The organism is Sphingomonas folli (assembly GCF_019429525.1).
In the GTDB taxonomy this organism is placed as follows: domain Bacteria; phylum Pseudomonadota; class Alphaproteobacteria; order Sphingomonadales; family Sphingomonadaceae; genus Sphingomonas; species Sphingomonas folii.
Window position 1 is genome coordinate 437,602 of sequence record NZ_JAHXZL010000001.1, and the last position, 12,986, is coordinate 450,587.

A 12,986-nucleotide genomic window follows, 5' to 3' on the forward strand; every position below is an offset into this window, starting at 1 on the left:
CGATCGTGCGGATGTGAGATTAATCTGGGGCAAGATCATGGTACGACCGACAATGACGGGCGCCGCGCTGGCGCTGGCGCTAATGCTCAGCGCCTGCGGCGACGACGGCAAGAATGCCAAGGCGTCCTCCGCGGCCAGCAGCAGTAAGTCTGGAACGACGAGCCCGACACCGACGCCGTCGCCCACGCCGCGGACCTACTCGTACGACAAGGCTGCCAACCTCACGATCGATCGGACCTTCACGGGATATGATCGCTTCTCGTCCGCGGCCGTCGATGGCAAGTTCAAGACCGTAGACTTCTCGTCGTCCGACAGCGCCGTCACTTCGTTCGTGAGAAGTGACAGTAAGATCACCTTCGCTGACAGCTCGGATCTTCCCAACGGCGGAGTATTCTCTTTCCCCGGCATCAGTGGCGGTTCAGGGATCCACATCCAGAGCGGCGGGCGGTTGGTGGCGCTCGAACTGCCGGGCGAACTGTCATCGTACCAATATTTTCTGTTCGCCGAGTATGCTGACGCCGGGACCTATCGTCATTTCGTCATCGGCGCGCCGACCAACCCGGCCGAGATCAATGGGACGGGGACGCTTACCTATTCCGCTCTGATCGGCGAAGAATTCAACAAGTCCGGCGTCAAGCCAGCGCCGCTGACCGTCGACCTGGCGAAGAGCATCGTGTCCGGCACCGTGCCGCTCATCCAGGATGGCGGCAAGGCGACGGATGTCACGCTCACCGGCTCGATCGATGCGACGAAACATATCAAGGGCACGCTGCAGAGCAGTGACGGCAAGCTGACGGGCGAGTTCAGGGGCCGGCCGTTCGGGCCGGGTGGCAAGGAGCTGGCGCTCGTCGTCGCGCTGAAGAAGGAGGACGGCACGCTCGCGTCGACCCGCCTCACGGCTACTCTGAAGCAATGACGTGGCGGCGCGGCATCGACGGGCCCGGTGCCGCGCCTCCCTCAGTAAACACCCTTTTAACCGCCGCCGTGTCATGCCGCGCTCGCCGACAGGACGCGACGGGGCCGCATGGACGATCTGCTGCAGGAATTCATCGCCGAGACGCGCGAGACGCTCGAGGCGCTCTCGGGCGAGATCGTCGGCTGGGAGGCCGATCCGAGCGATCGCGCGCGGCTCGACTCGATCTTCCGCTTCGTCCACACGATCAAGGGCAGCTGCGGCTTCCTCGACCTGCCGCGGCTGGCGCGGCTGAGCCACGCCGCCGAGGACGCGCTCGCCGCGGTGCGCGGCGGTGACCGCGTGCCCGACAGCGCGCTCGTCAGCGCCATCCTTGCGATCATCGACCGGATCGGGGACCTGGTCGAGGCGATCGACGCGGGCGAGTCGCTCGACGACGGCGGCGAGGCGCTGCTGATCGCCGCGCTCGACGCCGCGCCCGCCGCCACCGGCGCCGTCGCGCCGAGCACGCCCGCGCTGCCCGACGCCGCCGCGCTCGCCGCCGCCGCGCAGCGCCCCGGTCACAAGCGCTCGGTCCGGCTCTCGGTCGACCTGCTCGACCGCATGATGAGCGGCGTCTCCGACATGGTGCTCGCGCGCAACCAGCTGGCGCGCCACCTGCGCCAGATCGAGGACCCGCGGCTGGAGGCGATGCTGGAGCGGCTCAGCCTCTCGGTGGACGAGCTGCGCGACACCGTCACGCGCACGCGGATGCAGCGGGTCGAGGCGCTGTTCTCGGCGCTGCCGCGGCTGGCGCGCGACTCCGCCGCCTCGCTCGGCAAGTCGGTGACGCTGGTGATCGAGGGCGGCGACGTCGAGCTCGACCGCGAGATGATCGAGCTGCTGCGCGACCCGCTCGTCCATATCGTCCGCAACGCGGTCGACCACGGGCTGGAGGACCGCGCCGACCGCATCCTCGCGGGCAAGCCCGGCACCGGCGAGTTGCGCGTGGTCGCGCGCCAGGCCGGCAACCTCATCATCATCGACATCGTCGACGACGGCCGCGGCGTCGACACCGACCGGCTCGTCGCCAAGATCCTGCGCGACCAGCCGTCGCGCGCCGCCGAGCTGCGCGGGCTCGACGAGGAGGCGCGGCTGCGGCTGATCTTCGAGCCCGGCCTGTCGTCGCGCGACGAGGTCACCGCTCTGTCGGGGCGTGGCGTCGGGATGGACGTGGTCAAGGCCAATGTCGAGCAGGCCGGCGGGCGCATCTCGCTGGTCAACCGGCCGGGGCAGGGGCTCACCGTCTCGCTCGAGGTGCCGCTGACGCTCGCCATCCTCAACGCGGTGCTGGTCGACGCCGCGGGCACGCGCTTCGCGGTGCCGCGCCAGTCGGTCGACGAGATCGTCGCGGTCGACGGCGGCGCGGTGCGGGTCGACCGTGTCGGCACCGGCTCGGTCGTGCTGCTGCGCGGCCAGCGGCTGCCGATGGTCGCGCTCGGCGACCTGCTCGACCGTGCGCCCGCCGAGCCGCCGCGCTATCTCGCGATCGTGTCGCTGCGCGAGGGCCGCTTCGCGCTCGCGCTCGACGGCGTGCGCGACACGCAGGAGCTGGTGGTCAAGCCCGCCGCGCCCGCGGTGATGCGCGCCGGCATCTACGCCGGCCAGATGCTGCCCGACGACGGGCTGCCGATCCTGCTGCTCGACTGCTCCGGCATCGCCGCCAAGGCCGGGCTCACCTTCGAGCAGGCGCAGGTGCAGGTCACCGCCGTCGCCGCGGCCGAGGCGGTACGCGCCCTGCTGTTCCTCGACGTCGACGGCGAGCGCCGCCTGATCGTGTCCGACGCGGTGGACCGGATCGAGAAGGTCGCCGCCGGCGCGGTGCGCGCGCTCGCGGGCGGCACCTGGCTGACGGTCGACGGCCGCTCGGTGCCGGTCTGGGCGGGGCAGGGGGTCGTCGCCGAGACCGTGCGGACCGTGCTGCGGCTCCAGGCCGACGGGCTCGAGCTCGCCTATCCGGTCGAGGAAGCGATCGAGATCGTGCCGCTGCCGAACGACCTCGCCCCCGCCGCCGACCCGCACGGCGTGATCGCCGGGCTCGCGGTGATCGCGGGCGAGCCGCTCGAGCTGGTCGACCCGCTCGCGCTGTTCGGCGCCTTGCCGGTCGCGACCGAGCGTCCGCTATGTCTGCTTCACGGCAGCGAGGGGGCGTGGATGGAGGCTTTCCTCAAGCCGACGATCGAGCAGGCCGGCTACAAGGTCGTCCGCGCGATCGCGCCGGGCCAGCGCGCCGCGGTGGCGCTGGCGATCGACGAGGAGGCGGACAGCGCGCCGACGCCCGCGCTGCGGCTCAGCCGCACGCGCGGCCAGCCACTCTACCGTTACGACCGCGGCGCCCTGATCGCCGCGCTGAAGGAGCATCGCGCATGATCGGATCGCTGCATTTGGTGGCACGGATCGGCGGCTGCGGCGTGCTGTTCGACGCCGAACGGGTCGACTCGGTGGTCGAGGTCGGGGCGGTCGTGCCGGCGCCCGGCGCGTCGGCGGCGGTGATCGGGCTGGCGGCGATGCGCAGCCGCGTCGCCACCGTGCTCGACGTGCGCGCGCTGCTCGGCGTCGCGCGCTGCCCGGAGGAGAAGCGGCGCGAGGGCGGACGCGCGGTGGCGACGATCGTCGACGGTCACCTCTACGCCATCGCGGTCGACTCGCTCGAGGACGTCTCCACCTTCCAGCTGGGTGCCGCGCCGGCGGGGCTCGACACCGCGGGCGACTGGGATTTCGTCACCGGCATCGGCGAGGGCCAGCACGAGACGCTGCTCGCGCTGGACGTCGACCGGCTGGTGGTGCGAGCGAGCGCGCTGGTCTGATCCGCCGCTGGCGGCGACGCGAACCGCGGGCCGACCCGGCTCTGGCCACCATGTGTCGCGTGTAGCACCTCGCGGCGTCACTCTCTCCCGCGCTTTCCCGGGCGACCCGGCGGCGCCGTGACTGTCCGAACTCGGCCGCGCGGCGCCGAGCGGCGGAGCCACGTCGCGTCCGAAAGCATTGTGGTAGCGGTACCTCTCGTGCCATAGCGGCGCCTCGCCCGTACGATCTGATAAATCACGCTAGAGGAGGAGAGGGGTGAGGGGTCGGTCGGCTGCCATGCTGCTCGCGCTCGTCGCGGCGCCCGCGGTGAACGTTCTCGCGGCGCCGTCGGTGCGCTATCACTGGCGCAACGTGACGGTCGGCGGCGGCGGGTTCGCGCCCGGGATCGTCTTCAGCCGCGCCGAGCGCGGGCTCGCCTATCTCCGCACCGATATGGGCGGCGCCTACCGCTGGGACGCCGCCGACCGCCGCTGGGTGCCGCTCCAGGACGACACCGCCGAGCCGAGCTACATGGGCGTCGAGAGCGTCGCGCCCGATCCGATCGACGCGGACCTCGTCTATCTCGCGGTCGGCATGAGCGCGCGCGGTCCCGCCGCCATCCTGCGCTCGAGCGATCGCGGCGCGCACTGGCGCACCACGCCGGTACCGTTCGCGATGGGCGGCAACGAGGACGGGCGCGGCCTGGGCGAGCGGCTCGCGATCGACCCGCACCGGCCTGCGACCCTGCTCTTCGGCTCGCGCCACGACGGGCTATGGCGCAGCGACGATTCCGCCGCGACGTGGCGCAAGGTGGAGAGCTTCCCGCTCGCCGGCCTGGGTCACCCCGACCGACCGCGCACCACCCACGGCGGCCTGTCGTTCGTGCTGTTCGACCCAGCGCGCCGCGGTCGCGTCTATGTCGGCAGCGCCGATCCCGGCGCGCAGCACCTCTACCGCTCGGACGACGGGGGCGTCACGTGGCGCGCGGTTCCCGGCGGCCCGCGCGCCGCGCTGCTCCCGGTCAAAGGGGCGGTCGGCGGCGACGGCGCGGTGACGCTCAGCTACAGCGACGCCATCGGGCCGAACGGCGTTACCGACGGCGCGGTGTGGCGCTACGACCCCGGCGCGGACACGTGGCGGGACGTCACCCCGCCGCGCGCCGCGGGCGAGGTGCCGGGCGGCTTCTTCGGCGTCGCGGTCTCGGCGCAGGACCCGCGCGTGATCGCGGTGAGCACGGTCGATCGCTACCGGCCGGTCGACACGGTGTGGCGCTCGACCGACGCGGGCGCCCGTTGGGACGAGCTGTGGCGCCGCAGCACGCGCGACGTGAGCGCCACCCCCTTCCTCGACTTCGACGGCGCGGCCAATTTCGGCCATTGGATCGCGGGGCTGGCGATCGACCCGTTCGACGCGTCCCACGCCGCCTATGTCACCGGCGCGACCGTCTATGCCACCGACGGCTTCGCGCGGCCGGGGACGATGCGCTGGGCGCCCTGGACCCGCGGGATCGAGCAGACCGCGATCATCACGCTGGTGAGCCCCACCGGCGGCGCGCCGCTGGTGTCGGGCTTCGGCGACCTCGGCGGTTTCCGCCACGCCGACCTGGCGCGCTCGCCCGCGCACGTCCATCGCACGCCCTTCCTCACCAACACGAACGCGCTCGACTATGCCGGCGCGGCGCCGCTGGTGCTGGTGCGCAGCGGCAACACGCACAAGCCGGTGGTGCCCGACACGTCCCTGGCCTGGTCGCGCGACGGCGGCGAGGCGTGGACGCCGCTCCGCCTTCCCACGAGCGAGACGACACCGCGCCCCGACGGCACGCCCGCGCGCGCGCAGACCGGCAGCGCCGCGATCACCGTCTCGGCCGACGGCGCCACCTTCCTCGTCGAGAGCGACCGCCCGCTGCTCACGCGCGACCGCGGCGCGAGCTGGCGCGCGGTCGCCGGGCTGCCGGTCGGCGCCCGCGTCACCGCCGACAAGGCCGACGCGCGGCGCTTCTACGCGGTCGACGGCGAGCGCGGGCGCGTGCTGCGCAGCGACGACGGCGGCGCGACGTTCGCGGCCGCGGCGGGAAGGGGGTTGCCCACCGACCTGTCGGGCGCGCGCGCGATCGGGCGCGAGGCGGCCAACCCGCTGGTGGCGGTGCCGGGGCGCGCCGGCGCGCTGTGGCTGCTGGTCGCCGGCACGCTCTACCATTCGGAGGACGCGGGCGAGCGCTGGGCCCGCGCGACCGGTGCGGCGCAGATCGACCGCTACGGCCTCGGCAAGGCGGCGCCGGGCAGCGACTGGCCCGCGCTCTACGCGGTCGCGACGGTCGACGGCACGCGCGGGATCTATCGCTCGACCGACGGCGGCGCGCGCTGGGTCCAGCTCAACGACGCCGCGCATCGCTGGGGGCTGCGGCTGCGCGTCATCAGCGGCGATCCGCGGCGCTACGGCCGGGTCTATGTCGGCACCGACGGCCGCGGCATCATGTACGGCGATCCGAAGGGGGAGAGCGAATGACGGGACGGTGGGGACGACGGGCGCTGCTCGCCGCGGCGGGCGCGGCGGTGCTGGGCGCCACGGGGGCGAGCGCGCAGGGCGCGGCGCCGCTGCCGCGGCTGGTGAGCCGCGACGGGCATCACGCGCTGCTGGTCGACGGCGCGCCCTTCCTGATGCTCGGCGCGCAGGTCAACAACTCGAGCAACTACGCGTCGGCGCTGCCCGACGTCTGGCCGGTACTCGATCGCATCCACGCCAACACGGTCGAGGTGCCGATCGCCTGGCAGCAGGTCGAGCCGCGCGAGGGCGAGTTCGACCTCTCTTTCCTACAGACCCTGCTCGACCAGGCGCGCGCGCACGACAAGCGCGTGGTGCTGCTGTGGTTCGGCACGTGGAAGAACACCGGCTTCGGCTACACGCCCGACTGGGTCAAGCTCGACAACCGCCGCTTCCCGCGGATGAAGACGCGCGACGGCAAGGATCATAATGTGCTCACCCCGCTGTCGCGGGCGACGCTGGCGGCGGACCGGCGTGCCTTCGTCACGGTGATGGAATATCTACGCGACCACGACCAGCAGCATACCGTGGTGATGGTCCAGCCCGAGAATGAGACCGGCAGCTACCGCAACCCGCGCGACTATGGCGCAGAGGGGGAACGGCTGTTCGCGCAGGCGATCCCGCCCGCGCTGGCCAAGCGCACCGGCAGGCGCGGCACCTGGGCGCAGGCGTTCGGCGCGCAGGCCGACCGCGCCTTCAACACCTGGTACGTGGCGTCCTACGTCAACGCGATCGCCGAGGCGGGGAAGAAGGCCAAGCCGCTGCCGATGTACGTCAACGCCGCGCTCGCCGGCCCGTCGAACGTGCCCGACCCCGACGGCGTCGCGAGCGGCGGCCCGCAGCAGGACGTGCTCGACATCTGGAAGGCAGCGGCACCTGCGATCGATTTCCAGGCGCCCGACATCTACGACCGCAAGAGCGCCAACATCGTCCAGTACCTCGACAGATACGCGCGGCCCGACAATGCGCTGATGGTGCCCGAGATCGGCAACGCGCGCGAGTTCGCGCGCTTCTTCTACGCCGCGCTGGGCCGCGGCGCGATCGGCTACGCGCCGTTCGGCATGGACTCGACCGGCTATTACAATTTCCCGCTGGGCGCCAAGGCGCTCGACGCCGAGACGCTCGACGCGATCGCGCTGCCCTACGCGACGCTGGCGCCGATCGCGCGCGACTGGGCGCGGATCGCGGCGTCGCGCCCGACCTGGGGCGCGGCCAAGCCCGACGACGGCGCGGCGGTGTCGACCGTGATGGGCGCGTGGAAGATCGCGGCGAACTGGGGCGAGTGGCAGTTCGGCATGCGCGAGTGGACCTGGCTCAAGGCCGCCCCCGCGCCCTGGGCGGATCAGCCGGTCGGCGGCGTCGCGGTGGCGCAGCTCTCCGACGACGAGTTCCTGCTGGTGGGCGACCACGCGCGGGTCACCTTCTCCGCGGCGAGCGGCGAGGGGATGATGGTGCGGGTCGAGGAGGGCAGCTTCCGCGACGGCAAATGGGTGATGACGCGCGTGTGGAACGGCGACCAGACCGACTATGGCCTCAACCTGGTCGATCGCCCGCAGGTGCTCAAGGTGACGATGGGACGCTATCGCTGAGGGCGGCGGTGGTGGATGTCACCATCCGCCGCCGCCCCGGTCGTAACCCGGGGCCCGGTTGGGACCCCGTCGTGGGACATACGGCGGTGATCCACCTGGCCCCCGGCGTCCGCCGGGGCGGAGCGATGCTACCCGCCTCGCGCTCCTGTCCCGACCTCCGTCCCGCGCGCGCCTCGCGACGGGACGAGCCGAGCCCCCTCGGCCTAGACGCGACGTTGCAGGCGCATTACATACCGGCCGTTATGGAATCCACTGCCACCGCCTGTTCCGCCGTCAAGGGCCGCCCGCGCGAGTTCTGCACCGAGCAGGCGCTCGCCGCCGCGCTCGGCGTCTTCTGGACCAAGGGCTATGAGGCCGCCTCCATGGCCGATCTCACCTCGGCGATGGGGATCACCAAGCCCAGCCTCTACGCCGCCTTCGGCAACAAGGAGGCGCTGTTCCACAAGGCGCTCGACCTCTACGAGGCGGAGAAACTCGCTTATACGCGCGAGGCGCTGAACCAGCCCACCGCGCGCGGGGTCGCCGAATATTTCATGCGCGGCGCGATCGAGGCGCAGTGCAACAGCGGCGGCCCCAAGGGCTGTCTCGGCGTGATCCACGCCACCGCCTGCGGCGACGAGGGCCAGTCGATCAAGGACGACGTGATCGCGCGTCGCGCCTCGTCCCAGAAGGCGCTGGTCGAGCGGTTCGAGCAGGCGCAGCGCGCCGGCGAGCTGCCCGCGCACATCACGCCCCAGGCGCTCTGCCAATATCTCTACGCCATCCTGCAGGGCATGGCGGTGCAGGCGGGCTCGGGCGCGAGCCGTGCCGAGCTGCAGCAGGTGGTCGACACCAGCCTGGCGCTGTGGCCGACGCAGTGACTCGCTCGTAAGAAAAAACGCTACCGAGCGGTACATAAAGCGTTGACGCCGCCGCCGCGGCTTTCTATACCGCACAGTATAGAAACGGCGGTGACGCTCCGGCGGCACCTTCACCGGAGGGACGCCGCGATGGCACGACCGCTCACCCACGCTCCAGCGACCTGATCGCCGGCGCGGTGGCGCGTCACCCGCGCGGCACCCTCGCTCTAGACCGACACGGCGCTCTCGCCCCGGTTCGCCGGCGGATGGCGTGCGCCCCGCATACTCCGAAGGGGAGAGACGTTATGGCCTTCATCGATTTCACCTCCGCCGTCGGCGGCGCCGCCGCGATCACCGCCGAGCGCCACCTGCGATCGCCCGCCGCCGAGCCGGTCGTCGAGCCCGAGGTCGCCGCCGAGCGCGCCGCGCTGAGCGCGCTCGAGTGGCTGGTGGTGTCGCTGGCGCGGCGCGACCGGCTGTCGTCGCTGCGCCAGCCCGGCCGCATCTCAGTGGCGATGGGCGTGCTGTTCGGCAAGCGCCCCAACCCGCGGCTGGCGGATCCCAAGCTGGAGGCGCTGCGCCGGCTCGCGGTGCATGCCTGGCACCAGGGCTTCGCGGTGCCGGTGAGCGCGGTCAAGGGCTTCCTCGCCGCGGGCTATACCCACGACCATTACGAGCTGCTGCTCGCCAGCATCAGCAGCGCGCGGCTTCGCCGGCCCGAGCGCCGTTAAGCGGGCACGCGGTGGCGACGGCGGGCTGGGGACACCCCACGAGCCATCGCCCTGAGGCGATCAGCATCATCGCTCTCGCACCGTCTTTCCGGCCTTCGTGCCGAGGTCGTCGATGCCGCGTACACGACCGCCTGCCGGCGCGTCCGGCCGGAGGGATCACGGCGGAAGGTTGGGAGGAGAGGGGAGGGAGAGCTCCCCTCAGCGCGTGGTCGAGAACGGCCGCGCCGCGCGGCCCGCGCCCCAGGCCTTGTTCGGCCGCGCGCGCATCGTGAAGCGCAGCTCGCCGCCGGCGCGGAGCTCCTCGTCCCCGATCCAGCTGCGCGTCAGCGGTTTCCCGTTGAGCGCCACCGCGCCGACATAGCGGTTCCTGTCCGACAGCCCCTCCGCCACCACCGCGAAGCTCTTGCCGTCGGGCAGCCGCAGCGTCGCGCGCGACACGAATGGGCGGCCGATCACATATTGGTTGCTCCCCGGCGCGACGGGGTAGAAGCCGAGCGCGGTGAAGACCAGCCAGGCCGACATCTGGCCGAGGTCGTCGTTGCCGCTCAGCCCCTCGGCCGTGGCGTGATATTGCGTGTCGACGATCTGCTTGAGCCGCTCCTGCGTGCGCCACGGCGCGCCCGCGTAGTTGTAGAGATAGGCGACGTGGTGGCTCGGCTCGTTGCCGTGGATATACTGGCCGATCAGCCCCGCGATGTCCTCGGCATGGCTGTAGTCGAGCTTCGAATTGTCATAGTCGAACATCGCGTCGAGCTTGGCGATCGTCTTGCGGTCGCCTCCGAGCAGCCGAAACAGCCCGGCCTGGTCCTGCGGCATGAACCAGCTGTACTGCCAGGCATTGCCCTCGGTATAGTCGGAGCCGTAGTTGATCGCGGTCGGGTCGAACGGGGTGCGATAGCTGCCGTCGCTCTTGCGCGCGCGCAGCCAGCCGGTCCTGACGTCGAAGCTGTTGCGCCAGTTGGTCGCGCGCCGCTCGAAGCGCTGCGCCACGTCGGTGCGCCCCATCGCGCGCGCCATCCGCGCGATGGCCCAGTCGTCATAGGCATATTCGACCGTCTTCGACGCCGCCTCGGGCTCGCGGTCGATCGGGACATAGCCGAGCTTCATATAGTCGCCGAGCCCGCCATAGGGGGCGTAATCGGCGCTCGCGACCATGGCGTCGAGCGCGGCGTTCGCGTCGAAGCCGCGGAAGCCCTTGAGATAGGCGTCGGCGATCACCGGGACGGCGTGGTAGCCGATCATCGTCCAGGTCTCCCGCCCGGCGAACTGCCAGACCGGCAGGATGCCGTGCGGGCTGTGGCGCTGGCTGTCGACCAGCGAGCGCACCACGTCGTTCGTCGTCTGCGCCGGCTGCACCAGCGTCAGCAGCGGGTGCTCGGCGCGGAACGTGTCCCACAGCGAGAAGGTCGAGCGGAAGGTATAGCCTTCCGCGCGATGGACCTGGTCGTCGGGGCCGCGGTAGCGCCCGTCGGCGTCGCTCCACACGCTCGGCGCGATCAGGCTGTGGTACAATGCGGTGGCGACGATCGTGCGGGTCGGCGCGGGCGCCTCGAGCTCGACCGCGCCGAGCGCCGCGTCCCAGGCGGCGCGTGTGCGCGCCAGCGTCGCGTCGAAATCGCCCGGCTCGGCGTCGAGATTGGCGACCGCGCCCGCCTCGTCCACCCCCGAGAGCGCGACGCGGACCTCGAGCGGGCGGTCGAGCGCGCCGAAGTCGAGCCGCGCCTCGAGCTGCTTGCCGAGCTTCTCGGCGAGCGCGTCGCTATCGCGACCGGGCGCCTGGAAGCCCTTGTAGGCGACGTCGGCGTCGCGATCGACCAGCGAGTGGCCGGTGAGCGGCGCGGAGAAGCGCATCGCGAAGAACAGCTTGCGCCCGGGTGCCCAGCCGCGCGTCTCGCGGAAGCCGGTCAGCGTGCCGTCCGCGCGCAGGTGCAGCCCCGACCACAGGACCTTCCCGGGATAATCGTAGAGCGAGCGGCGCAGGTCGAGCACGAGATGCGCCGCCTCGCCCGCGGGGAAGGTGTAGCGGTGCACCCCGACGCGCGTGCCCGCGGTCATCTCCGCGCGCACCCGCGGCGACTCGAGCGTCACCGCGTAATAGCCCGGCCGCGCCACCTCGCTGGCGTGACGGAAGCGCGAGCGATAGCCCGGCGCCGCGGGCGTGCCCGGGTCCATCGCCACCGCGTCGCCGCTCACCGGCATCACCAGCACGTCGCCGAGATCGGAATGGCCCGCGCCCGAGAAATGCGTGTGGCTGAAACCCTCGATCGTCGGGTCGTCGTGGCGATAGCCGGCGGCGTGCGCGTAGCAGTCCCGGATCACGCAGCTCGTGTCGGTGTCGGGCGACAGCTGCACCATGCCGAAGGGCGCCACCGCGCCGGGGAAGGTATGGCCCTCGCCGCCGGTGCCGATGAACGGGTCGACCGCGTCGATCGTGCGCGTGCCGGCGGGTGCCGGCCGCGGTGTCGCGCGCGCGGGATCCTGCTGCGCCAGCGCGGGCGCGGCGAGCAGCGCGAGCGCGGCGCTGCCCGCGGCGAGACGGCGGAGGAGCGTGCGGCTCACAGCATCGCCTCCGCCTCGATCCGCGCCGCGACGTCCGCGGCCTCGTCCAGCGCGTCGGCCGCGAGCGCGATCGCGCCGAGCGGCCCGGCGCGGTCGCCGAGCGCGGGCGCCACGATATAATCGTCGCGCGGCAGCTCCATATAGCCCGCCAGGCTGGCCTCGAGCCGCGCCGCGATGCGCGGCAGCAGGTGCGGCTGCTTCACCGGCATGCCGCCGCCGATCGCGATCCGCAGCGGACCCGTGCTCCCCACCAGCGCGTGGCACATCGCCGCGAGCACGTCGACGATCGGCTCCCAGACGGGATCGTCGGGGCCGACCGTCGCGACGTCGCGGTCGCCGAGCCGCAGCCGCAGCGCGCTGCCCGAGGCGAGCCCCTCGACGCAGTCGTCGTGGTAGCGGCAGGCGCTCGGCGCGTCGTCGCCGCGCGCGCGCGGCACGCGGATATGGCCGATCTCGCTGTGGCCGAGCCCGCGCGTCGGCCGGCCGTGTACCACCAGCCCGACGCCCACGCCCGTGCCGACCGTGACATAGGCGAAATCGTCGAGGCCGCGGCCCGCGCCCCAGCGCATCTCGGCGAGCGCGGCGCCGTTGACGTCGGTATCGAAACCGGTCGGCAGCCCGAGCGGCGCCGCGACCGTGCCGAGCACGTCGGCGTCGCGCCAGCCGGGCTTGTTCGTGGCGAGGACGTGGCCGTAGCGCGGTGAGGCGCGATCGAGGCACACGGGGCCGAAGGAGGCGATGCCGACCGCGGCGAGGCCGTGCCGCTCGCGCCAGCCCGCCAGCACCGCGGCGAGCGCGGGGAGCGTCTCGTCGGGGGCGAGCGTCGGCAGCGTCACCTGGTCGATCACCGCCTCCGGCGAGTGCGCCAGCGTGGCCACGCATTTGGTGCCGCCCAGCTCCACGCCCGCGAGCGGTGCGCGCGCCGCCGGCCCGTCCGCCTCATGTCGCATCGCCCTCTCCCCCGTCCCTGCCACGTCGCGCGTGATGG

General features: G+C 72.5%; 9 protein-coding genes. 7 read left to right on the forward strand and 2 right to left on the reverse strand.

The annotated features are described in order from the left end of the window. Positions 1-52 precede the first annotated feature (52 nt). The 7 genes from KZ813_RS02035 (at position 53) to KZ813_RS02065 (ending at position 9,439) form a co-directional block, all read left to right on the forward strand. Complete coding sequence (locus tag KZ813_RS02035) at positions 53-916, forward strand: HupA family protein (RefSeq protein ID WP_219753294.1); 864 nt, start codon at positions 53-55, stop codon at positions 914-916. 108 nt (positions 917-1,024) lie between these two features. Next, the gene (locus KZ813_RS02040) at positions 1,025-3,322 is read left to right on the forward strand and encodes a chemotaxis protein CheA (protein ID WP_219753295.1); all 2,298 of its coding nucleotides are present in this window, start codon (positions 1,025-1,027) and stop codon (positions 3,320-3,322) included. Continuing rightward, positions 3,319-3,759, forward strand: a complete 441-nt coding sequence (locus KZ813_RS02045) for a chemotaxis protein CheW (RefSeq protein ID WP_219753296.1) — start codon at positions 3,319-3,321, stop codon at positions 3,757-3,759. Before KZ813_RS02040 ends, KZ813_RS02045 begins: the two co-directional genes overlap by 4 nt. Before the next feature lie 256 nt (positions 3,760-4,015). After that, a complete protein-coding gene (locus KZ813_RS02050; protein WP_308461762.1) occupies positions 4,016-6,244 on the forward strand; it encodes a beta propeller repeat protein in 2,229 nt (742 codons plus the stop codon). Beyond that, on the forward strand, positions 6,241-7,869 hold the full coding sequence (locus KZ813_RS02055) for a DUF5597 domain-containing protein (protein ID WP_219753297.1): 1,629 nt from the start codon (positions 6,241-6,243) through the stop codon (positions 7,867-7,869). Before KZ813_RS02050 ends, KZ813_RS02055 begins: the two co-directional genes overlap by 4 nt. 242 nt (positions 7,870-8,111) lie before the next feature. Then, positions 8,112-8,729, forward strand: a complete 618-nt coding sequence (locus tag KZ813_RS02060; protein ID WP_219753298.1) for a TetR/AcrR family transcriptional regulator — start codon at positions 8,112-8,114, stop codon at positions 8,727-8,729. Between the two features lie 284 nt (positions 8,730-9,013). Then, positions 9,014-9,439, forward strand: coding sequence for a hypothetical protein (locus KZ813_RS02065; protein ID WP_219753299.1), 426 nt, complete (start codon positions 9,014-9,016; stop codon positions 9,437-9,439). Positions 9,440-9,637: 198 nt separating this feature from the next. Here KZ813_RS02065 and KZ813_RS02070 read toward each other — a convergent pair whose 3' ends face one another. Together KZ813_RS02070 and KZ813_RS02075 are read right to left on the reverse strand one after the other, a co-directional pair. Beyond that, entirely contained in the window at positions 9,638-11,998 is a 2,361-nt protein-coding gene (locus KZ813_RS02070; protein ID WP_219753300.1) for a GH92 family glycosyl hydrolase, read from the reverse strand. Next, on the reverse strand, positions 11,995-12,948 hold the full coding sequence (locus tag KZ813_RS02075) for an ROK family protein (protein WP_219753301.1): 954 nt from the start codon (positions 12,946-12,948) through the stop codon (positions 11,995-11,997). The genes KZ813_RS02070 and KZ813_RS02075 overlap by 4 nt, the downstream gene beginning before the upstream one ends. Positions 12,949-12,986 lie beyond the last annotated feature (38 nt).